Source organism: Novosphingobium sp. Leaf2 (assembly GCF_001421325.1).
Taxonomy (GTDB): domain Bacteria; phylum Pseudomonadota; class Alphaproteobacteria; order Sphingomonadales; family Sphingomonadaceae; genus Novosphingobium.
This window is the reverse complement of the sequence record NZ_LMJY01000001.1, coordinates 143,381-165,256: the sequence shown is the minus strand read 5'-3', so window position 1 is coordinate 165,256 and position 21,876 is coordinate 143,381. Positions and strand designations below refer to the sequence as shown.

At 65.3% G+C, this 21,876-nt stretch carries 17 protein-coding genes; 7 read left to right on the top strand and 10 right to left on the bottom strand.

The window, feature by feature from the left end; all coding sequences use genetic code 11:
* Positions 1 to 9 precede the first annotated feature (9 nt).
* Positions 10 to 990, bottom strand: coding sequence for an agmatine deiminase family protein (locus ASE49_RS00845; protein WP_082456267.1), 981 nt, complete (start codon positions 988 to 990; stop codon positions 10 to 12).
* Positions 987 to 2,714 (bottom strand): M28 family peptidase, encoded by a 1,728-nt coding sequence (locus ASE49_RS00840; protein ID WP_056767577.1) that lies wholly within the window; start codon positions 2,712 to 2,714, stop codon positions 987 to 989. Before ASE49_RS00840 ends, ASE49_RS00845 begins: the two co-directional genes overlap by 4 nt.
* A gap of 97 nt (positions 2,715 to 2,811) precedes the next feature.
* Between ASE49_RS00840 and ASE49_RS00835 the strand changes: the two genes are divergently transcribed.
* The 4 genes from ASE49_RS00835 (at position 2,812) to ASE49_RS00820 (ending at position 7,647) form a co-directional block, all read left to right on the top strand.
* Complete coding sequence (locus tag ASE49_RS00835; RefSeq protein WP_056767573.1) at positions 2,812 to 5,532, top strand: bifunctional [glutamine synthetase] adenylyltransferase/[glutamine synthetase]-adenylyl-L-tyrosine phosphorylase; 2,721 nt, start codon at positions 2,812 to 2,814, stop codon at positions 5,530 to 5,532.
* Positions 5,529 to 5,999 carry a peroxiredoxin gene (locus tag ASE49_RS00830; protein ID WP_056767569.1) on the top strand — a complete coding sequence of 157 codons (471 nt, stop codon included), beginning with the start codon at positions 5,529 to 5,531 and terminating at the stop codon, positions 5,997 to 5,999. Before ASE49_RS00835 ends, ASE49_RS00830 begins: the two co-directional genes overlap by 4 nt.
* Before the next feature lie 28 nt (positions 6,000 to 6,027).
* Positions 6,028 to 6,819, top strand: coding sequence for a ferritin-like domain-containing protein (locus tag ASE49_RS00825; protein ID WP_056767566.1), 792 nt, complete (start codon positions 6,028 to 6,030; stop codon positions 6,817 to 6,819).
* Positions 6,820 to 6,960: 141 nt separating this feature from the next.
* Positions 6,961 to 7,647: a M23 family metallopeptidase gene (locus ASE49_RS00820; RefSeq protein WP_082456266.1), complete on the top strand. Its 687-nt coding sequence runs from the start codon at positions 6,961 to 6,963 to the stop codon at positions 7,645 to 7,647.
* 90 nt (positions 7,648 to 7,737) lie between these two features.
* Here ASE49_RS00820 and ASE49_RS00815 read toward each other — a convergent pair whose 3' ends face one another.
* The 8 genes from ASE49_RS00815 to cyoA form a co-directional block, all read right to left on the bottom strand.
* Positions 7,738 to 8,193, bottom strand: a complete 456-nt coding sequence (locus ASE49_RS00815) for a GtrA family protein (RefSeq protein WP_056767562.1) — start codon at positions 8,191 to 8,193, stop codon at positions 7,738 to 7,740.
* A 67-nt stretch (positions 8,194 to 8,260) separates the two neighbouring features.
* The gene (locus ASE49_RS00810; protein WP_056767558.1) at positions 8,261 to 8,821 is read right to left on the bottom strand and encodes a response regulator transcription factor; all 561 of its coding nucleotides are present in this window, start codon (positions 8,819 to 8,821) and stop codon (positions 8,261 to 8,263) included.
* Complete coding sequence (locus tag ASE49_RS00805) at positions 8,808 to 10,145, bottom strand: ATP-binding protein (RefSeq protein ID WP_056768617.1); 1,338 nt, start codon at positions 10,143 to 10,145, stop codon at positions 8,808 to 8,810. Before ASE49_RS00805 ends, ASE49_RS00810 begins: the two co-directional genes overlap by 14 nt.
* Positions 10,145 to 10,807 carry an SURF1 family protein gene (locus ASE49_RS00800; RefSeq protein ID WP_056767555.1) on the bottom strand — a complete coding sequence of 221 codons (663 nt, stop codon included), beginning with the start codon at positions 10,805 to 10,807 and terminating at the stop codon, positions 10,145 to 10,147. The genes ASE49_RS00805 and ASE49_RS00800 overlap by 1 nt, the downstream gene beginning before the upstream one ends.
* A gap of 74 nt (positions 10,808 to 10,881) precedes the next feature.
* Positions 10,882 to 11,316, bottom strand: coding sequence for a cytochrome o ubiquinol oxidase subunit IV (gene cyoD / locus ASE49_RS00795; protein WP_056767550.1), 435 nt, complete (start codon positions 11,314 to 11,316; stop codon positions 10,882 to 10,884).
* Complete coding sequence (gene cyoC / locus ASE49_RS00790) at positions 11,316 to 11,855, bottom strand: cytochrome o ubiquinol oxidase subunit III (protein ID WP_235522802.1); 540 nt, start codon at positions 11,853 to 11,855, stop codon at positions 11,316 to 11,318. Before cyoC ends, cyoD begins: the two co-directional genes overlap by 1 nt.
* Before the next feature lie 124 nt (positions 11,856 to 11,979).
* Positions 11,980 to 13,995, bottom strand: coding sequence for a cytochrome o ubiquinol oxidase subunit I (gene cyoB / locus ASE49_RS00785; protein WP_056767542.1), 2,016 nt, complete (start codon positions 13,993 to 13,995; stop codon positions 11,980 to 11,982).
* 5 nt (positions 13,996 to 14,000) lie between these two features.
* Complete coding sequence (cyoA, locus tag ASE49_RS00780; protein ID WP_056767539.1) at positions 14,001 to 15,269, bottom strand: ubiquinol oxidase subunit II; 1,269 nt, start codon at positions 15,267 to 15,269, stop codon at positions 14,001 to 14,003.
* 194 nt (positions 15,270 to 15,463) lie between these two features.
* Here cyoA and ASE49_RS00775 point away from each other — a divergent pair, with 194 nt between their 5' ends.
* The 3 genes from ASE49_RS00775 (at position 15,464) to ASE49_RS00765 (ending at position 21,858) form a co-directional block, all read left to right on the top strand.
* Entirely contained in the window at positions 15,464 to 16,780 is a 1,317-nt protein-coding gene (locus ASE49_RS00775; protein ID WP_056768616.1) for an MFS transporter, read from the top strand.
* A 421-nt stretch (positions 16,781 to 17,201) separates the two neighbouring features.
* Entirely contained in the window at positions 17,202 to 18,413 is a 1,212-nt protein-coding gene (locus ASE49_RS00770; RefSeq protein WP_056767536.1) for an efflux RND transporter periplasmic adaptor subunit, read from the top strand.
* Between the two features lie 16 nt (positions 18,414 to 18,429).
* Positions 18,430 to 21,858, top strand: a complete 3,429-nt coding sequence (locus ASE49_RS00765; protein ID WP_056767533.1) for an efflux RND transporter permease subunit — start codon at positions 18,430 to 18,432, stop codon at positions 21,856 to 21,858.
* Positions 21,859 to 21,876: the final 18 nt, after the last annotated feature.

Below are 21,876 nucleotides of genomic sequence, written 5' to 3'. Positions count from 1 at the left end.
GTGCAGCGTTCAGGCCGCCGGCATCTGCTGGCTGGAACAGTGGAAGGAGCCGCCGCCGGCCAGCACCGCATCGGCCATGATCCCCACGGTATCGCGATCGGGAAACAGCGCGGCGATCGCGGCCACCCCGTCCTCGTCATGCGGCGTGCCGTAGATCGGCACCACCACCAGCGTCGAGGTGATCGCAAAGTTCATGTAGCTGGCCGGCTCTATCCGCCCGTCCGCTTCCACCCGGCCCGGAGACGGCACCTGCGTGACTATGACGCCCATTGCCTCGGCGCGCGCCCTGGCATCGGCATAGATCGCGGCATTGGGATCTTCCGGCCCGGTGGCGCCCGGCAGGGTCAGATGGTTTGGCCCCACGAACCGCGCGAGATTGTCGACATGGCCGTCGGTATGATCGTTGATCAGCCCCTCACCCAGCCACAGCACCCGGTCGTACCCCAGATCGCGCTTGAGGCGCATTTCGATGTCGGCGGGCGACAAATGGGGGTTGCGGTTGGGGTTGAGCAGGCACTGCTGCGTGGTGACGACGAGCCCGGTGCCATCCCCGTCCAGCGCTCCGCCCTCCAGAATCCAGTCCCCGGTCTCGACCTCCAGCCCGGCCTCGCGCGCCAGTTCCTCGCCGATGTCCTGGTCGCCATCCATCAGGTATTTGCCGCCCCAGCCGTTGAAGCCAAAGCGCATCGCCTTGCGCCCGCCATGCCCGTCGGTCACCACCAGCGGCCCGGTATCGCGCAGCCATACATCGCCGTAGCGCCGGGTTTCCAGCGTGACCTTGCCGCTCACCAGTTCGAGGGCGCGGGCGCGGTTGGCCTCGTCGCGCACCAGGAGGCGCACTTCCTGTCCACTGTCGGCCACGGCGCTGGCGAACGCGGCGATCTGTTCCTGCGCGCGCTCAAGGTAGCCGGGCCATTCCACCGGGTCATGGGGAAAGCCGATCCAGATCCAGTCCTGCGGGTGCCATTCTGGCGCAAGCGCATAGCTCATCGGGGATGACACCCGCCGGTTGCGGCCGCGCATGCCTTGTCGCGAATCGCGCGAAATTCGTCGGTCTTGCGCCAGTTCGGCCACATGGTGCCGTCCGCCAGTTCGCGGCCCAGCGCGTAATACAGCTCCACATCCTGGGCGATGCCGGACCAGTCCCAATCGGGAGAATACTCGTCCGCCGGGGCGTGATAGCGGTGATCGGTGTACTCCTGCGCGGCTTTTTCGCCGGCGGCGACACCGCCGTTCGCCAGATCGTTGCCGCGCTCCACGCTAAACATCGGAACGCCGCGCTTGGCCAGGCTGAAATGGTCCGAACGGTAATAGCCGCCGCGCTCCGGGTGATCTTCGGGAACGTCCGTCAAGGCGCGGTCGGCCAGCGCCTTGCGATACAAGTCCGCAAGCTCGGACTTGTCCCCGCCGGTCATGGTGTAGGAGCGCGCCGGGCCCACCGGCAGCAGCGCGTCCATGTTCACCCCGCCCACGGTGTGATCAAGGGGGTAGACCGGATTGGCGCCGTAGTATTCCGACCCCAGCAGCCCCGATTCCTCCAGCGTCAGCGCCACGAACACCTGGCTGCGCGCGGCGGGACCGGCTTCGGCGTTCATCTTCGCCAGTGCGGTCAGCGCGGCGACGCCATCGGCATTGTCCACCGCGCCGTTGCAGATATCGTCTGCGGGCTTGGCGCTGTCCTTTACCGGGGCGCAGTGGCCCAGATGGTCCCAGTGCGCGGAATACAGCACCACTTCGTCAGGACGGGTAGTGCCGGGCAGCACGCCCACCACATTGTTGGAGGTGGCGCGGCGGATCGCATTGTCGAACCCGAAGCTGACCTTGAGACCCAGCGGCACGGCGCGGAAGCCCTTTCGCTGCGCCGCCGCCGTCAGGCCGGCCAGGTCCTTGCCCGAAGCCTTGAGGATCGCCTGCGCCACGGGCTTCTGGATCCAGCCGTTGGCGATGGTCTGGTCCATGCCGTCGTTCGGCTTCTGCACGGAATACTGCGCGCCGGTCCAGCTGGAGTTGACGACGTTCCAGCCATAGGCTGCCGGGAACGTGTCATGCACGATCAGCGCGGCGGCCGCACCTTGCCGGGCTGCTTCCTCGAACTTGTAGGTCCAGCGGCCGTAGTAAGTCATCCGCCGGCCCTTGAAGAGGCCATCTTCGCCCGCCATCGCATAATCCGGGTCGTTGACGAGGATAACCGCCGTCTTCCCCTTCATGTCGACGCCGGCGTAATCGTTCCAGCCCAGCTCCGGCGCGTTGATGCCATAGCCCACGAACACCAGTTCGCTGTCCTTCACCTGCGAGCGCGGCGTAACGCGATACGTGCCCGCCACGTAATCCGCGCCGAACGCGAAGGACAGCGGCGCGCCCGCGCCGGACACCACCAGCGGCGTGTGATGGCTGCCCGTGATTTCCACGGTCGGCACCGGTTGCAGCCACTGGCCCTTGTTGCCCGGCTGCAGCCCCGCCGCCTTGAACTGCGCCACGATGTAATCGAGGATTTTTGGCTCTACCGCGGTGCTGGGGGCGCGGCCTTCGAAATCGTCGGCGGACAACCGCTTGGTGATCGCCTGCATCAAGGGCACCGGCACGTCGGGCGTGGCGCCCGCATCCTGCGGTGGCCGCAAGGCCGTGCCCTTGGGCAGCGGCCCATCGTCCTGCCCGGAAGCGGCGGTGCAGACGCCAAGCGTCACAAGGGCAGCGAAAGCCAGCAGATGTTTCATGGCCGCACAGGTGCCAGAGCGCGCCGCCCGGTTCAAGGGAGCATGGCCGCGTACGAAGCGCTTGCCCTGCGCGCCGCGTCGCGGCAGGACGCCAGGCATGACCCCGGACTGGACCAGCGCCCTTGCGCGTGCGCGTGCGCACGCCCCGTTCCTGGCCGGCGCGCTTGGCCGGTTGCCGGATCTGGCGCAGTTGCTGGCGGCAGGCGAGGCTGACGCCGCGCTGGCCTATGCCCGCAACGCCGGCCACAGCGCGCCCGATACCGGCGCGGCGCTGCGCCGCGAACGCCTGGCGCTGTCCCTGGTGCTGGCGATCGGCGACCTGGCCGGCGCGTTCCCGCTGCTAGAGGTGACCGGCGCGTTGTCCACCTTCGCGGACCGCGCGCTCGATGCCGCGATCGACGCCGGTATCCGCCGCCGCGCGCCGGACTTCGATCCCGCTGGCCCCAAGGGCTTTTTCGCGCTGGCGCTGGGCAAGCATGGCGCGGGCGAGCTGAATTACAGCTCGGACATCGACCCGATCCTGCTGTTCGACCCCGCCCTCCTGCCCCGCCGCGAGCGGGACGAGCCGGGCGAGGCCGCGCAGCGGGTAGCGCGCGCGGTCGTCGAGACGCTCTCACGCGTGGACCACGAAGGCTATGTGTTTCGCGTCGACCTGCGCCTGCGCCCGGCTTCTGAAGTCAGCCCGCTGGCGATCCCGGTGGACGCCGCGCTGACCCATTACGAATCCTCTGCGCTGACGTGGGAGCGCGCCGCCTTTATCCGCGCCCGCGCCTGCTCGGGCGACATCGCGGCGGGAGAGGCGTTCCTGGCCGCGATCCGCCCCTTCGTGTGGCGTCGCAGCCTCGATTTCGGGGCCATCGCCGAGATCGGGCGGCTGACCACGCAGATCCGCGCCAGCACGCGCGGCAGTCCGCAAGTAGGCCCCGGCTTCGACCTCAAGAAAGGGCGCGGCGGCATTCGCGAGGTGGAGTTCTATGCGCAGACCCACCAGCTGATTCACGGCGGGCGCAACCCTGCGCTGCGTCTGCGCGGCACCCGCGCCACGCTGGACGCGCTCGCTGCCGCTGGCCTGATCGGCAGCGACGATGCGGTGCTGCTGGGCGAAAGCTACGACCGGCTGCGCACCATCGAGCATCGCCTGCAGATGATGCAGGACCAGCAGACCCACAGCCTGCCCAAGACCGCAGAGGCCATCGAAGCGGTGGCCTTGCTGGATGGGCTCCCCAGCGGCGCGGCGCTGCTGGACGAGGTGGCCGCAATCACCGCGCAGGTGGGCACGCGCTACGACGCGCTGGTGATGGCCAACACCCCGCAAGGCAGCATATCGGTGGCGATGCCGGACCAATCGTCGTTGGAAGAGGAACTGGACGGGCTGGGCTTCGCCGCGCCCGGCGCTTTGGCCGAGCGTATTCGCGGCTGGCTGGACGGCAAAGTGCGCGCACTGCGCACCGATGCGGCGCGCGCCGCGTTCGCCGCGATCCGGCCAGACCTGTTCGCCGCGCTGGCCGCCGCGCCCGATCCGGAACGGGCGCTGGCCCGCTGGGAGCAGCTGCTGGGCAACCTGCCCAGCGCCATCAACCTGTTCAACCTGCTGGAAGCCCGGCCAGCCCTGCTGGACATGCTCGCCCGGATACTGGGGCTGGCCCCGACCTTGGCGGACGATCTGGCGCGCCGGGCCGACCTGCTGGATTCGCTGATCGATGCCAGCGCCTTCGATCTGCCCGGCCCGGTTGAGGACCTGATCGCGCAGTTCACCCGCTTCGAGGCGGGCGACGATTACGAGCGCAAGCTGGACGCGGTGCGCCGCAAGGTGGGCGAACTGCGGTTCAAGCTGGGCGTGCAGCTGATCGAAGGGGCCAACGACCCGATCGCCATCGGCCATGCGCTCGCCCGCATCGCCCATGCCGCGCTGACCGTGCTGACGGACTTGGCAGTGGCGGAATTTCGCACCGTCCACGGGCAGGTGCCGAACAGCGAGATGCTCGTCCTGGGCCTTGGGCGCATGGGCGGCGGCGTGCTCACCCACGCCTCGGACCTTGATCTGGTGTTTCTGTTCAGCGGAGACTTCCGCGCCGAATCGGACGGTCGCCGTCCGCTGGGCGCAACGCATTACTACAACCGCTTGTCGCAGCGGACGATCTCCGCACTGTCGGTGGCGACCGCGCAGGGCGCGTTGTTCGAGGTGGACACCCGGTTACGCCCGTCCGGCGAACAAGGCCCGCCGGCCGCCAGCCTAGACAGTTTCGCGCGATACCAGCACGAACAGGCCTGGACCTGGGAACACATGGCCTTGTGCCGCGCCCGGCCCCTGTACGGCTCCGCCTCCGCGCGCGATGTGCTGTCGGGCACGCTGCATGATGTGCTCACCGCCCCGCGTGATCCGGTGAAACTGCGCTACGATGTGCTGGAAATGCGCGCGAAGATGGCCCGGCACAAACCCGCCGCCGGCCCGCTTGACGTCAAGCTGCTGCGCGGCGGCCTCGTCGACTTGGAATTCATCGTCCACTATCTGCAACTGCGCGAACGCAGCACCGGGCTGACCCCCGACCTGGGCGATGCCGTGCGCGCGCTTGCCGCCGCAGGCTTGATAGCGCCCGCCCTGGTCGATGCGCACGACGCGCTTACCCGCCTGCTGGTTGCCATGCGCTTGTTGGCGCGTGACGCCAAACCGCCCGCCCCTGCGGCATGCATGGCGCTGGGCCGCGCATGCGGCTATGCAAACTGGGACGCGCTGGTGCAGGATCTCACGCGTGCCCGCACGCATGTTGCCAAGGCTTGGCGCGAAGTCTTTGGCGAAACTTTGGAGATAGAGCAGTGACCCGCCCCCACATCGGTGACCCCTTCCCCGATATCGCGCTGGAAACGCCGGACGGCGGCAGCGTGAAACCGTCCGACTTTGCCGGACGCAAGCTGGTGGTGTTCTTCTACCCCAAGGATGCAACGCCGGGCTGCACTACCGAAAACCTCGATTTCTCGGCGCTGCACGCACAGTTCGAAGCCGCCGATACGGCGCTGCTGGGGGTGAGCAAGGATTCGGCGAAAAAGCACCAGAATTTCATCGCCAAAAACGATCTCAAGGCCCCGCTGGCTACCGATGCGGAGCAGAACGGTCTTTCCGATGCGCTGGGCATCTGGACCGAAAAGCAGAATTATGGCCGCACCTATCTTGGCATGGTGCGCACCACCTACCTGATCGACAGTGACGGCACGATCGCGCAGGTTTGGGACAAGGTAAAGGTCAAGGACCACGCCGCCAAAGTGCTGGAAGCGGCCAAGGCCCTGTAAGCAGCCATCACCCGGCAGACCCCAGGCTATGCAACCTTCCGTTTCCGCAGCCATCGCCGCTGCGCTGCACGAATGCGATCCGCGCGCCAAGGTGATGGCCGCGCGCAAGGCAGCGCGTGACTGGCGCCTGGGCCGGCTGGACTTTGCGTTCGAAACTGCGATGCCCGACGTGCCCGGCCGCCCGGAGCGACCCGAACTGCTGCCCCCGGCCCGCATGCCCCGGCGCGGCAAGGGCGGATCGCAGCGCGGGCGCATCGCCTTGTGGCATGCCCTGGCGCATATCGAATTTGTGGCGATCGACCTCGCGCTCGACATGGCGGGGCGCTTCGGGGCCGACATGGGGCCGCGCTTCGTCACCGATTTTCTCAAGGTGGCGGCGGACGAAGCCATGCATTTCGCGATGATCGAACGGCACTTGCGGGCACTCGGCAGCTTTTACGGCGCCCTGCCGGCTCACGACGGCTTGTGGAGCGCGGCGTATGAGACCCGGCACGACGTGGGGGCGCGGCTGGCGATCGTGCCAATGGTGCTAGAGGCACGCGGGCTCGATATCACGCCGATGACGATCGAGCGCACCCGCCACGCCGGCGATGAAAAGGGCGCAGCGATCCTCGAACGAATCCTTGACGATGAGATCGTGCATGTTCGATTCGGCGCAACGCATTTCATCGAAATGGCGGCGCGGCTTGGGGAAGACCCCGCAAAATGGTGGAAATCATTAGTTTTTCGTTACTTTCGGGGAACCATTAAACCACCGTTCAACGACTCAGCGCGGCTTGCAGCCGGTCTGTCGCGGGATTTTTACGCGCCTATTGCCTAACTTCGCAGCGCAGGCATAACCCTGCTCACGAGACGGCGGGGGGTTCCGACCATCTCAGTATATTCTTGGCGCAGTGCTTTGTGCTGCGCTCAATATAACGCTGCTTGCTTGCGCAAGGTGGCGGACAGCAAGGTATTGCTAGTGGTCGTAACGAAATTTTTCGCCAAGTTCCGCGCAGTTACTGGCCTCGTCGCCATCGCGGGATTTTCCATCGCAGCGCAACCGGCCCTAGCCAACAGCGCTGCTGCCTCCGCCGATATTGCCGCCACCCTTCGCACCGCACAATCGCCCAACCAGCCTGCAGCAGGCGGTGAAGACGAACAGTTCAGCAAGCTTTTCAGTTCCTGGCAGAACTTTGAAGAAACCGGTTTTGCCGCCGCCAAGCCCAAGGCAGCCGTTGGTGGCCTGGCATCGGTGGCCATCCCCTCCCGCAACCCGCTCGCGCAAGACCGCATGACCAGCACCTTCGGCATGCGCGAACATCCCATTCTCGGCGGTCGCCGCCAGCACAAGGGCGTCGATCTGGCCGCCCCGGTCGGCACTCCGATCTACGCCACCGCAGACGGCATCGTCAGCCGTGCCTCCTGGTTCAGTGGCTACGGCTTGTTCGTGTCGCTTGAGCATGGCGGCGAAATGCAGACCCGTTACGGCCACATGTCGCGCCTCAACGTTGCTGAAGGCCAGCACGTCCACAAGGGCGATGTGATCGGCTTCGTAGGCAGCACTGGGAACTCCACCGGTCCCCACCTCCATTACGAAGTGCGCGTCGATGGCGAAGCGGTTAATCCGCTCGCGTACATGCAAACCAGCCTTGCTTCGGCGCACTGATACGCCAACAGATTTCTGGTTGAGAGGATGGGAAGGCGGCTTTGCAAAGAGCCGCCTTTTCGTTTGCCCACGGTCAATCTGCTGGGACTATCACACCTCGTGAAAGTTGAGGGTGGCGTTCAACACGAACACCAGTGTGCCGGCACATACCGAAACGATTACCCGCGCCAGCAGGTAATGCGTGCCCAGCAGGCCCGTCAGCAGCGCAAAGCCGGCGAGGATGACCGCGAGGCCGATGCAGGCATTCGCGACATAAAACAGATAGCCCGCGAACATGCCGCGATCACTGTGGGGAAACACCCATAGCCGGGCCAGCAGGTAATTGAGCGAGTTGGCGACCAGAAATCCGGTCGTCACCGCCACGAACTTGTCCACGCCGGCGCGCGATACCAGCAGCCAGATCAGCGCCATGTCGAGGCAGAAGCAGGCCCCCGAAGCGACAGCGTTACGCGCAAACAGCACCGCGCCACGCCGGCTGAACAACCCCGGATGATCGTTGCCCGTTTGCCGAAGGCCGGCACGGGAAGCCCGATTGAACAAAAGCATGCTATCGGCAACGCCTGCGCAAGCGGGATGTTGCAGCGCGGCATACCAGGTGCGCCGCGGCGCCCTCTTACACCTGCCGCTTCTCCAGCTTGCGCGCCAGCGTGCGGCGGTGGAGGCCCAGCCGCCGCGCGGTTTCGGAAATGTTGAAGTCGCATTCCACCAGCGTCTGGTGAATGTACTCCCACTCCAGCGTCTTGATCGAGCTCTTGCGCCCTTCCAGCGGCACGCCCGCGTCCCCGCGCACGCTGGCGAAAGCCGCCTCTATGTCATCGGTGTTGGACGGCTTGGCCAGATAATGCGAAGCGCCCAGCTTGATGGCCTCCACGGCCGTGGCGATGCTGGCATAACCGGTCAGCACCACGATCCGGGTTTCCGGTGCATGTGTGTGCAGCGCCTCCACCACGACCAGACCGGACGCGCCGCCCAGCTTGAGATCGACGACGGCGAAATCGAAAGTCCGGGCCATGAACAGCGCCTCGGCCTCTTCCGGACTGCCCGCGGACGCCACCTCATAACCCCGCCGCTCGAACGAGCGCCGCAAGGTGCGCGCGAACGTGGGATCGTCTTCCACGATCAGCAGCGCGGCGCCCCCGGTAGTGGCGGCGGTAGTGTCGTCAGGTTCGATCATCACCGCGTGCTCCTGCCGGTTCGAGCGCCAGTGTAGCAAGCGGGATGGCAAGTTGCACGCTGGCGCCGCCGCCAGGCCGATTTTCGACCGCCACGCTGCCGCCCAGCTTGCGGATGACGTTCACCACCAGGAACAGGCCAAGACCGCCCCCGTCCCGGCCCTTGGTGGAAGCATACGGCTGACCGATGCGCCCCAGCATCTCGGGCGGGAAGCCCGGCCCGCGATCGCTGACGGTAAGCACCAGCACGGCATCGGCGCCATCGCCCTCCAGCCACGCCTCGATCACGACAAGGTGGGGTGAGACTTCGGCGGCATTGTCGATCACGTTGCCGATGACCTGCCGCAGGCCCGGATCGGCGATGATCGGCACGTCCTGCGCCACCTGGTCGATCAGCCGCACTTCGCCGTTCAGGCGCGCGCGCCATTCGCCGGCGATGTCTTCGATGAAGGCCCGCACGCCGGTGGCCGCCGGATCGATTCCGCGCACTTCGCCGGCGGACATCAGGATACCGGACACGATCGTCTTGCAGCGCGCCAGTTCGCGTCGCACGTCGGCGAGATCGGCGGCCATGTCGGGATCGTTGGCGATGGCTGGCTCCCGGCTCCAGTCCCCCAGGATGACCGAGATGGACGACAGCGGCGTGCCCAGTTCGTGCGCGGCGCCGGACGCCAGCAGCCCCATGCGGATGATGTGATCCTCCTCCGCCGCCTGCTGGCGCAGCGCAGCCAGCTGCCCGTCGCTTTCCCGGCGATTGCGATCGAGCCGCACCACAAACACGGTGAGCAGAACGGCCGCCAGCACGAAGCAGAACAGGCTGCCCTGGATATAGAGCTGGAACGGGTCGGTGGCGTAGGCAGGCGGCAGCGCCAGCGGCCTGTAGCGAAAGGTCAGCAGCGCCATGCATAAGCTGGCGTTCAGCGCTACCAGCCAGCTCCACCGCGCCTCCAGGATGATCGCGCCGATCACGATCTGCAGCAGGAACAGGAAGGTGAACGGATTGGTCGCGCCGCCCGAATAATACAGCTGCCAGCACAGCGCCACCACATCGATCAGCAGCGCCATGAACAGTTCGCGCTGGGAAAACGCGCGGCGGCGATTGACGATGCCAGCCACCGTCAGGTTGACGACGATCAGCAGCAGCGGAACCAGCAGCAGCGGCGCAAGCGGCAATCGCACTTTCAGCACGGTCGCCACCACGATGATCGTCGCCAGTTGCCCGAACACCGCAATCCAGCGCAACTGGGTGAGCAGCACGAAGCTGGAGCGGCTGGGCGCGCTGCCGGCCAGCGCTGGCGGCGCAAACAGCGCAGCCAGCCGCTCCATCACGCCCGCCGCCACGCGTGGACCAGCCCGCCGGCCGATAGCGCCGCCATTGTGAACCAGGTCAGCGCGTACATCAGGTGATTGTCAGGAAAATGGATCTGGGTCAGGCCAGGTATCGGACGGACACTACCTGATGCGGGCGCGATGCAGCGCTCCTGCTGGGCGTCGACGAAGGCGGGCGTCACCGGGCCGATCCGGCGAGCGGCGGCAAGCGCCTGCACATCGCGCGAATACCAGCGGTCGTCCGCCGGGCGGTTGGCTTGCAGCAAGCTGCCCCCCGGCTCGTTTCGCCGCAGCAACCCGACCACCGTCACCGTGCCGGACGGCGCGGATGCTCCTGCTGACTTGGCACTCGTACCCGCCGGCACGAACCCGCGGTTGATCCACACCTGACGGCCATCACCCAGCCGCAGCGGCGTCATCGCCCAGTATCCGGTGCCATAGTCGGTCGCGGCGCGCACCAGCGCGGTGGCATCTCCTTCGTACGCACCGGACACTCGGACCCGCAGATATTCAAGATCGTCCGCGCGCACACGATCATCCCCGGGCAGCGGCACGGGTGCGGCGTGCACGCGGGCGTCCACCCGCGCGATCAGCGCATGCTTCCAGTGCAGGCGCTGCACCTGCCAGACGCCCAGCCCGACGAACAGCGCGATCGCCACAAGCAGAAGCGCGGCAAGCCCGATGGGCCGCCGCGCCTTGCCTGTGGTTCGTGGCGGGTCGGAGAGCGTCCCGGTCAGGGCATCTGCCTCATATCATGGGTCATCGGCATCATGTTGTGGTTCAGGTGATACATGACCCACAGCGAGCCGGACAAAGCGATCCCCACCACCACGATGGTGAATATCAACGCCATCATCGTCCAGCCGTTCTCGGACTTGCTGTTCATGTGCAGGAAGTAGATCATGTGGACCACGATCTGCACGATCGCGAACGCCATGATCACCAGCGCGGTGGTCTGGCGATCGGGGATCGCGCCGCTCATCACCAGCCAGAACGGAATGGCGGTGAGCACGACCGACAGCAGGAAACCCACTGCGTATTCGCGCAAGGAACCGTGGCTGCCATGCTCCAGATCGTGATGATCCTCCGCGTTGGGATGCGGGTGCGCTGCGGACGGGGCCTGCCCAGACGAAGCGTGGCCGGTTGGCGAGTGCGTGGTTTGGGCCATTACAGCATTCCCATCAGATACACGAACGTGAAGACGCCGATCCAGATGACGTCAAGAAAGTGCCAGAACAACGACAGGCACATCAGCCGCCGCTTGTTGGCCGGGATCAGACCCTTCGTGGCGATCTGCGATACCAGCGTGAACAGCCAGATCAGACCGAAGGTCACGTGCAGCCCGTGCGTGCCCACCAGCGAGAAGAACGAGGTGAGGAAGCCCGAACGCATCGGCGTCGCGCCCTCATGGATGAGGGTGCTGAATTCGTAAAGTTCGATCGACAGGAATGCCGCGCCGAACACGGCGGTGACCAGCAGCCAGGCGATCGTCGCGCCCTTCTGGTTCTTCGCCATTGCCAGCATCGCAAAGCCATACGTGATGGACGAGAACAGCAGCATCGCGGTGTTCACTGCCACCAGCGGCAGTTCGAACAGATCCTTCGGCCCCGGCCCGGCGGCAAAGCTGCCCCCCAGCACACCATAAGCGGCAAACAGCATCGCGAAGATGAGGCAATCGCTCATCAGGTACATCCAGAAGCCCAGCATCGTGCTGTCGCCTTCGGGATGATGGTGTTCCTCCAGCTGGAAGAACGTGGCGCGCAGCTGCTCGGGGCTCAGCGTCTTGTCAGTGCCGGGGGCACCTGCGGTGGTGGTTATCGAGGTCATGGCGTCAGGCTCCCGCGGCTGCGAGCTGGCGGGTGCGCGCGGCTTCCGTCTCGGCCACGCTCTCGGCCGGGATGTAATAGTCGCGCTTGTAATTGAAGGTGTGCGCGATGGCATAGCCGATGATGCCAACGAACGCGATCGCCGCCAGCCACCAGATGTACCAGATCATCGCAAAGCCCATTACCGTGGACAGGCCCGCCAGCACCACGCCGGTGCCGGTGCCCTTGGGCATGTGGATCGGCAGGAAGCCCTCCACCGGACGGGTTACGCCGCACCGCTTCATGTCCTCGTACGCATCAATGTCGTGCACGATCGGCGTGAAGGCGAAGTTGTATTCCGGCGGGGGCGAGGAGGTGGACCATTCCAGCGTGCGGCCATCCCAGGGGTCGCCGGTTTCATCACGCAGGGCCTCGCGCTTCCACACGGACACCGCGAACTGCACCAGCATCGCACCGATGCCGCCTGCGATCATCGCCGCGCCTATACCGGCGATCACGAACCAGATCTGCAGGCTGGGATCGTCGAACACGCGCATGCGGCGGGTCACGCCCATCAGGCCCAGCACGTACAGCGGGGTGAACGCGACCCAGAAGCCGGGCACCCACAGCCAGAAGCTGACCTTGCCCCAGAATTCATTCAGCTTGAAGCCGAACGCCTTGGGCCACCAGTAGTTGATCGCCGCGAAAATGCCGAACAGCACGCCGCCAATGATGACGTTGTGGAAGTGGGCGATCAGGAACAGCGAGTTGTGCAGCACGAAGTCAGCCGGAGGCACGGCGAGCAGCACGCCGGTCATCCCGCCGACGGTGAAGGTGAGCATGAACGCCACCGTCCACATCATCGGCAGTTCGAACCGGATGCGGCCGCGATACATCGTGAACAGCCAGTTGAACAGCTTGGCGCCGGTCGGGATCGAGATGACCATCGTGGTGATCCCGAAGAACGAGTTGACGCTGGCGCCCGAGCCCATGGTGAAGAAGTGGTGCAACCACACCAGGTACGACAAGATGGTGATGACCAGCGTGGCGTAGACCATCGACGAATAGCCGAACAGGCGCTTGCCGCTGAACGTGGCCGTCACTTCTGAGAACACGCCGAACAGCGGCAGGATCAGGATGTAAACCTCCGGGTGGCCCCAGATCCAGATCAGGTTCACGTACATCATCGGGTTGCCGCCGAAGTCGTTCGTGAAGAAATTGAAGCCCAGGTAACGGTCTGCGGTCAGCATCGTCATCACCGCTGTCAGCACCGGGAAGGCGGCGACGATCAGGACGTTGGTGCAAAGCGCGGTCCAGGTGAAGATCGGCATGCGCATCATCGTCATGCCTGGCGCACGCATCTTGACGATGGTGGCGATCAGGTTGACGCCGGACAGCAACGTGCCCACGCCCGCGATCTGCAAGGCCCAGATATAGTAATCCACCCCCACCCACGGACTGTACGACAAGTTCGACAGCGGCGGATAGGCCAGCCACCCGGTCTGCGCGAATTCGCCGATGAACAGGCTCATCATGACCAGCACGGCGCCCGCCGTGGTCATCCAGAAGCTGAAATTATTCAGGAACGGGAAGCTGACGTCGCGCGCACCGATCTGCAGCGGCACCACGTAGTTCATCAGGCCGGTGACGAAGGGCATCGCCACGAAGAAGATCATGATCACCCCGTGCGCGGTGAACACCTGGTCGTAGTGATGCGCGGTCAGGTAGCCTTCCGAGCCGTTGAACGCGATCGCCTGCTGGATGCGCATCATGATCGCGTCGGAAAAGCCGCGCAGGAACATGATCAGGCCCAGCACCATGTACATGATGCCGATCTTCTTGTGGTCCACGCTGGTGAACCACTCTTTCCAAAGGTAGCCCCACAGCTTGAAATACGTGAGCGCGCCCACCACGGCCATGCCGCCCAGCGCCACGACCACGAAGGTCGCCATCACGATGGGTTCCTGTGGTAGCGCGTCCAGGCCGAGCCGGCCCAGCAGCGGGCTCCAGTGCGAATGATTGATTACGGCTTCGATTGCCATGACAGTCAGTTCCGGGAAATCAGGGAAACAGGCGCGGTGCGCTGCGACGCTTTGTCATCGCGCAGCGTCAGGCCGATAGATTTGGGTGCATCGATGCCCGCGCCGCTCAAGCTGCGCAGGTCGTCAGGTGCCTTGACGGAGCCATCGCGAACCGTGCCGGACATCTGGGCGCACAAGGCGCGGACCCAGGCCAGTTCACGCCGCACCGCCGCATCGGGGGTGGCATTCTCCTGCCTCGCGGTGGACCGGCCGTTCTTGTCGTACGTCAGCATGGCGACGTTGCGAATGCCGGCCTTGCCCAGCCCGCCGCGCGCATCGATCGCCATCATCTCGCTGTTGCACATCTTGCCCGGCTCAACACACATGTCGACGATGGCACCGTACAACGCCGGATCGACGGCAGCATAACGGGTAGGCGGCACGCCCTCGCTGGGCTTTTCGAGCGCCAGATACGCGGCGCGGTCCAGGTTGCCGGCGTTCTTGTCACCGCCCGCCTTCACCGCGCTCACCCACTGGCTGAAATCGCCCTGAGGCACCGAGCGCATCGGAAAGCGCATCTTGGAAAAGCCGGCGCCGGAATAGTTCGCGGAGAACCCCATCGACTGGACGGGCTGGTTCATCACCGCGTGCAGGCGCGTTTCCATGCCGGGCATCGCGTAGATCTGGCCCGCCATCGCCGGCACATAGAACGAATTCATCACGCTGGAGGCGGTGATGCGGAACTGCAGCGGGCGACCGATCGGAACCACCAGTTCGTTGACCGTAGCGATGCCCTGCTCGGGATAGATGAACAGCCATTTCCAGTCGAGCGCGACGACTTCCACTTCCAGCGGCTTCACGTTGGCGCTGACCGGGGTGGCCCGGTCGATCCGGCCAATCGTGCGATAGGGGTCGAGCAAGTGCGTGCTCACCCAGGTCACGGCGCCTAGGCAGATGATGATCAGCAGCGGCGCGGCCCAGATCAGCAGTTCCAATTGCGTGGAGTGATCCCAGTGCGGCTCATACTTCGCGACCTTGTTGGATGCACGGTAACGCCAAGCGAAGATCACTACCGCCGCCATCACCGGGATCACGATCAGCAGCATCAGCAGCGTCGCCACGATCACGAGGTCGCCCTGCTGGCGCGCAACGTCTCCGGCGGGGTTAAGAACGACCGTGTTGCAGCCGGACAAAGCCGCGACAAGTCCCAGCGTGCCAGCCAGGCGCGCGATTCGGGAACGACGCAGCGCGCTGCTGCGACCGGACGGGTTCAGACGTGAATCGGACGAATGCATGGCGTGTCGCCTAGGCTCGTGCTGCGGATGCGAACATAGGACATTTTGTCCAATCCCCTCGATCGCCGTTCGGTATGATAGGAGCGGCACATGCTGATCCCGCGCGCTTGTCGTGCGGGATCGATTCGCGGAACGCACGCAAGTGTTCCCGCGTTCCGCTTGACCGATACCACACGAAGGCCGCGAACCGCCAGATGAGCACCAACACCGCCCACCAGACCCGCGAGGAACTTGGCCTGCCAAGCTTCAAGGCGGCGCACACGATATCACCGGGCGAAATCGCTATCGGCGTCGTCATCGGTCGCACGTCGGAGTTCTTCGACTTCTTCGTATACGCCATCGCCTCGGTGTTGGTGTTTCCCAAGCTGTTCTTCCCGTTCGTGGATGCGCTGACCGGCACGCTGTATTCCTTTGCGATCTTCGCGCTAGCCTTCATCGCGCGCCCGGTCGGATCGCTGGTGTTCATGGCGATCGACCGCGCATACGGGCGCGGCGTGAAGCTCACGATCGCGCTGTTCGGCCTTGGCGGATCGACCGCCGCGATCGCGTTCCTGCCTTCGTATGAAACGGCAGGAACGACCTCGATATGGCTGCTGATGCTGTTTCGTCTGGGCCAGGGCTTTGCCCTTGGCGGCACGTGGGACGGGCTGGCCTCGCTGCTGGCGCTCAATGCACCGGAAAACCGCCGCGGCTGGTATGCGATGATCCCGCAGCTTGGCGCCCCGTTCGGGCTGATCGTGGCGAGCACTTTGTTTGCGTTCATGATCGCGGCGCTGCCGGCGGCGGACTTTCTGGACTGGGGCTGGCGTTACCCATTCTTCGTGGCTTTTGCGATCAACGTGGTGGCGTTGTTCGCACGCCTGCGGATCGTGGTGACCGAGGAATTCCAGACCCTGTTCGCCAGCCGCGACCTGCAGCCCGTCAGCGTGCTGGGCACTGTATCACAGGAATGGCGCACCGTGGTGATCGGCGCATTCGCCCCGCTCGCCAGCTTCGCGCTGTTCCACATGGTCACGGTTTTTCCGCTGTCCTGGGTGTTCCTGTTCACGCGTGAGGCACCGACCGGATTCCTGCTGATCGAAGCACTGGCTGCGGCGTTCGGTGTGGTGGCCATGATCATCTCGGGCCGCCTGGCGGATCGCTACGGTCGTCGTACCCTGCTGGGCGCGTGCGCGGTGGGCATCGCCGTTTTCAGCGGCTTCGCGCCGCAGCTGCTCGACGGCGGCGCGGCGGGCGAGATCGTGTTCATGATCTCCGGCTTCATCCTGCTGGGGCTTGCTTTCGGCCAATCGTCCGGCGTGGTGTCTTCGGCCTTCAAGACCGAGCACCGCTATACCGGCTCGGCGCTGACCAGCGATCTGGCGTGGCTGTTCGGCGCGGGCTTCGCCCCGCTGGCCGCGCTTGCCCTGTCGGTGAAGTTCGGCCTGATCGCCTCGGGCGCGTACCTGCTGTCCGGCGCACTGGCGACGTTGATCGCGCTGTGGTTCAACAAGGAACTGGCAAGCCGCTGATCTGGTGAAACGAAGGGGGCTGCGGATGCCCCCTTCCCTCGGCCACCATTTTGCACATCCTGCGGTTTTGGCCGCTGCGCCCAAAGTCGGTCGGAGCCCAGTGTCGACGCGTTGCAGTCTCGCGGGGCGGACGCTGTAAACCCGTCAGGATCACAGATGCGCACTTTACGCGCAGTTTCGGCCTGATTTCCGTAATGAAATTACGATTTCGGCCGGGCTGAGAACTGCCAAGTCGTTCGTCGATGGCAGATGGACCACAGAAGAGTTCACGTTGCCACTAACCGGCGGCAGGTATATGAATTAGCCGATTTTCAGCCTCACCAACGGTTTGTTTCATGGCCTGCCATGCGCGGACATATAGTTGGACGTGGCGGGAGGGCGCGCTGCCAGGGGGGCACGTGCACTGCTTTTCGGTGAACGCATGAATTACGACAGCAAGATTGATCCGAGCATACCCGCCCACGACGCGCAGACCTCCTATGCCGCCGATCCGCTGGCGCAGCCGGCTCACGAACGTCACTCCTGGCGTTTGATCACACTGGCCGGGCTGGTGGTGGTCGCCGTGCTGGTGGGCTTGTGGTTCTTCCTTCATCGTGATGGCGCAGCCGATGCGGCGAACGCTGGCGCCGAGCAGATCCCGGTCGTCACGGTCGTCGTCCCAGGCAAATCCTCCGTGGCCGGAGAGATCACGGGAACCGGCTCGCTTGCGGCGCGGCGATCGATGCCGGTCGGCTCGGTCGGCGAAGGTGGCCAGGTGCGCGAGGTGCGGGTCGATGCTGGCACCTGGGTACGCCAGGGCCAGGTTCTCGCCGTGATCGACCGCTCGGTACAACAGCAGTCCGCCGCCAGCCAGGCCGCGCAAGTGCAGGTTGCCGCAGCGGACGCCCGCATCGCCCAGTCCAACCTCGACCGCGGGCTCAAGCTCGTCGATCGCGGGTTCATTTCCAAGGCCGACATTGATCAGCTTACCGCAACCCGGGATGCGGCCGTCGCCCGCGTCAAGGTGGCCCGCGCCACCCTGGGCCAGCTCAACGCGCAGAACGCGCGGCTCAACATCGTGGCCCCGGCCTCCGGCCTGGTGCTGGAACGCAACGTCGAGGTGGGCCAGGTGGTGAGCGGCGGCAGCGGCGTGCTGTTCCGCCTGGCGCGGGACGGTGAAATGGAACTGCCCGCGCTGTTGTCTGAGGACGATCTGGCAAGGCTGGCCGTAGGCGGCGAAGCGAAAGTGACCCCAGTCGGTTCAGGCAAGACGCTGATCGGCCACATCTGGCAGATTTCGCCGACCATCGATGCCACCACCCGGCAGGGCACCGCGCGCATCGCGCTGGGGTACGACCCCGCCCTGCGGCCCGGCGGCTTTGCCAGCGCCGTGATCGAAAGCGGCGCGGTGACAGCGCCGATGCTGCCCGAATCCGCCATCCAGACCGACGCCAAGGGCACCTTCGTGTACGTGGTCGATGCCTCCGGACGTGCCCATCGCCGAGCCGTGAAAACCGGGCTGGTCACTGCGCAGGGCATTACCATCGCGTCCGGCCTTGCCGGTAATGAACGCGTGGTGCTGCGTGCCGGCGGGTTCCTCAACGACGGCGACAAGGTGAAAACCCGTCTCGCTGCCGACCCCGCCGCCAAGTAACGGCAGGCCGAAGCCCATGCGTAATATCTCTGCCTGGTCGATCCGCAACCCGATCATCCCGATCGTCTTCTTCATCGGTCTGGTGATCGCGGGCATTGTCGCGTTCAACCGGATGGACATCAACAACATGCCGGACATCGACTTTCCCGGCGTGCGGGTCAGCGTGTCCCAACCGGGCGCCGCGCCGACGGAAATCGAGACGCAGATCACCCAGATCGTGGAAGGGGCGGTGCGCTCGATCCCCGGTGTCGAGGAGATCCAGTCCACCGCGTCCGAAGGCCGCTCAACCACGATCGTATCCTTCACCGTGGGCACCAATGTCGATGTCGCCACCAATCAGGTGAAGAACGCGGTCGATCAGGTGCGCGGCCAGTTGCCTGACGGCATCCTGGAACCGCAAGTCGCGAAAATCGAAGCGGGTGGCAGCGGCAACCTCGCGTATTTCTCGGTCAGCGCCGATGACATGACCATCGAACAGCTCAGCTGGTTCGTGGACGATACCATTTCCAAATCCCTGCTGTCCGTCGAGGGCATGGCGTCTGTGGACCGGGACGGCGGCGTTACCCGGGAAATCCGGGTGGTCATCGATCCGCAGCGCATGGTGGCGCTGGGGGTCAGCGCCGAATCGCTGAACTCCGTCCTGCGGCAGGTGAACGTCGATGCGGCGGGCGGGCAGGCCGAAATCGCGGGATCGCGCCAGTCCGTGCGCGTGCTGGGCAACGCGGCTACGGCCTATGACCTTTCGCAAAAGCGCATCAACCTTGGCGGCGGGCGCTCGGTGAAGCTGGCCGACATCGCCAACGTGTCCGACGGCTATTCCGATCGCACCTCCATCGCCCGCGTGGACGGGCGCGAAGTGGTGACGTTCGGCTTTTCGCGCGCGCGCGGCGCATCGGACGTCGCCGTCTACGATGCGGCGATGCTCAAGCTGGACGCGATCAAGAAATCCCATCCCGACATTCACATCACCCGCCTGTTCTCGCAGGTGGATTACACGCGCGGCCAGTACACCAGCTCGATGGAAGCGCTGGTCGAAGGGGCCGTGCTGGCGATCGTGATAGTCTATCTGTTCCTGCGGGACTGGCGCGCCACGATGATCTCGGCGCTGGCCATTCCGCTGTCCGCGATACCGACCTTCTGGTTCATGGATCTGCTGGGCTTCACGCTCAACTTCCTCTCGCTGCTGGCGCTCAGCCTGGTGGCGGGCGTCCTCGTCGATGACGCGATCGTCGAGATCGAGAACATCGTGCGGCATATGCGCATGGGCAAAAGCGCCTATCAGGCGTCCATCGACGCGGCGGACGAAATCGGCCTTGCTGTCGTGGCCACCACTTTCTCCATCGTCGCGGTGTTCCTGCCGGTGGGCCTGATGCCGGGCATTCCAGGGCAGTTCTTCAAGGCCTTCGGCCTGACCGTAGTGGCCGCCGTGCTGATGAGCCTTGCGGTGGCGCGCATCATCACGCCGATGGTCGCCGCGTATTTCCTCAAGGCCCATGGCCATGCCGAGCATGGCGGCGGACGCCTGATGGACATCTACATGAAGATCCTGGCCTGGACGCTGGACAGCCGCGAAGCGCACCGCCGCAAGGCTGCGCTGGTCCCCCAGCCCCGCCGCTTCGTGTACGTCCTTGGCGCCGCGCTGGCCTTCGTGCTGCTGTTTGCCGGCGGCCTGGTGCTGGCCTATCTGACCTTTTCAGGAGTTCAGGCAGGCGGTACCGCCATCGGGCTGGACAAAGCCGCCTTCGTGCTGGCCGCCGCCGCCGCGCCTTTCGGCATTCCCTTCGTTATCTGGGGATTGGGCAAGGCGTTCCGGATGATGGCCGCTGCGATGGGCGGTTTCGGTCGCTGGTATCGCTATTTCACCGACCGGGTGATCGCCCGGATGCACGACCACCGCTTCTACGCCTTTTGCGCCTCTGCCTATGCGCTGGTGCTGACGTTTGCGCTGCTGGCCGGGCTGCCCCAGCAATTCCAGCCCAACACCAACGAGGACACCAGCGAGGTCAAGATCGAGATGGTGCCCGGCACTACCCTCGAACAGTCCGAGCAGGTGACCGCCAATGTCACCCGGATGCTGGAAAAGCAGCCCGAGGTGAAGCAGGTGCTGGCGTTCTCCGGGGAGGGTTCGGGCAACCTGTACCTGGCGCTCAAGCCCGCCAACGAGCGCACGGGCACCAGCGTCTCGTTCGAGCGCCGGATGGCCCCGCAACTGCAGGCGATCCCGGACGCGCGGGTAAGCTTTGCCTCCCAGTCCGGCGGTTTCGGTAGCGGACGCGACATCTCGGTCATGCTGTCCGGCAGCGATTCGCAGCTGCTCAACAAGACCGCGCAGACCTTGGCCGAACAGATGCGCACGATCCCGGGCGTCGTCGCCCCGCGGATCGCGTCCGATCTGCAGCGCCCCGAACTGATCATCTCGCCGCGCATCGACCTTGCCGCCCAGCTGGGCGTGACCACGGCGGCGCTCAGCCAGACGATCCGCATCGCCACCCTTGGCGAAATCGACCAGAACACCGCCAAGTTCTCGCTCAGCGATCGGCAGGTGCCGATCCGCGTCCTGCTTGACCGCACGTCCCGCCGCGACTTCTCGACGATTGAGAACCTGCCGGTGGCCACTGTCACGGGCGGTACGGTTCCGCTGAAACGGGTGGCACAGATCGACTTTGGCGCAGGCCCCACCCAGATCCAGCGCTACAACCAGTCACGCCGGGTGTTTGTGGGCGCCGATCTTGGCCAGGGCCAGGTCAAGGGGCCGGTGCTGGAGGCGATCCAGAAGCTGCCGGTCATGCGCAATCTGCCGGCAGGCGTATCGAATGCGCCCGTGGGCGAGGACAAGTGGCAGGCGCAGATGATCAGCGAATTCGTGATCGCGGTGGTCAGCGGCATCTTCCTGGTCTTCGCGGTGCTGGTGCTGCTTTACAAGCGCTTCGTCTCGCCGCTGGTCAACATGGCCTCACTGCTGCTGGCGCCCTTGGGCGGGATGCTTGCGCTGACCGTAGCGGGCCAGCCGATTTCCATGCCGGTCTACATCGGTATCCTGATGTTGCTGGGCATCGTCGCGAAAAACTCGATACTGCTGATCGACTTCGCGATCGAGGAGATGGCGCGCGGCGTGGACAAGGTGACCGCGATCATGGACGCCGGGCACAAGCGTGCCCAGCCGATCGTGATGACCACCGTGGCGATGACCGCCGGCATGGTCCCCACCGCGCTGTCCATTTCCGGAGACGGCGCGTTCCGCCAGCCGATGGGGATCACCGTCATCGGCGGGCTGATCCTGTCCACCCTGCTCACGCTGGTGATCGTGCCTGCAGCCTTCAGCCTTGCCGATGGTTTCGAAAAGCGGATCGGCCCACGGCTGCGCAAGTCGCTGCTGACGTACGATCCGGAAAAGCATGGCCCGGGCGGCACGGATGAACGCTACCAACCGCACCCGGCGCAATAGGAAGGATCGCTTTGCCGC

Bases quoted from the DNA above. Each gene is read 5' to 3' on its own strand.
- ASE49_RS00845 (WP_082456267.1), bottom strand. From the start codon at position 990: ATGAGCTATGCGCTTGCGCCAGAATGGCACCCGCAGGACTGGATCTGG.
- ASE49_RS00840 (WP_056767577.1), bottom strand. From the start codon at position 2,714: ATGAAACATCTGCTGGCTTTCGCTGCCCTTGTGACGCTTGGCGTCTGC.
- ASE49_RS00835 (WP_056767573.1), top strand. From the start codon at position 2,812: ATGACCCCGGACTGGACCAGCGCCCTTGCGCGTGCGCGTGCGCACGCC.
- ASE49_RS00825 (WP_056767566.1), top strand. From the start codon at position 6,028: ATGCAACCTTCCGTTTCCGCAGCCATCGCCGCTGCGCTGCACGAATGC.
- ASE49_RS00815 (WP_056767562.1), bottom strand. From the start codon at position 8,193: ATGCTTTTGTTCAATCGGGCTTCCCGTGCCGGCCTTCGGCAAACGGGC.
- ASE49_RS00810 (WP_056767558.1), bottom strand. From the start codon at position 8,821: ATGATCGAACCTGACGACACTACCGCCGCCACTACCGGGGGCGCCGCG.
- ASE49_RS00805 (WP_056768617.1), bottom strand. From the start codon at position 10,145: ATGGAGCGGCTGGCTGCGCTGTTTGCGCCGCCAGCGCTGGCCGGCAGC.
- cyoD (WP_056767550.1), bottom strand. From the start codon at position 11,316: ATGGCCCAAACCACGCACTCGCCAACCGGCCACGCTTCGTCTGGGCAG.
- cyoC (WP_235522802.1), bottom strand. From the start codon at position 11,855: ATGCTGGGCTTCTGGATGTACCTGATGAGCGATTGCCTCATCTTCGCG.
- cyoB (WP_056767542.1), bottom strand. From the start codon at position 13,995: ATGGCAATCGAAGCCGTAATCAATCATTCGCACTGGAGCCCGCTGCTG.
- cyoA (WP_056767539.1), bottom strand. From the start codon at position 15,269: ATGCATTCGTCCGATTCACGTCTGAACCCGTCCGGTCGCAGCAGCGCG.
- ASE49_RS00775 (WP_056768616.1), top strand. From the start codon at position 15,464: ATGAGCACCAACACCGCCCACCAGACCCGCGAGGAACTTGGCCTGCCA.
- ASE49_RS00770 (WP_056767536.1), top strand. From the start codon at position 17,202: ATGAATTACGACAGCAAGATTGATCCGAGCATACCCGCCCACGACGCG.
- ASE49_RS00765 (WP_056767533.1), top strand. From the start codon at position 18,430: ATGCGTAATATCTCTGCCTGGTCGATCCGCAACCCGATCATCCCGATC.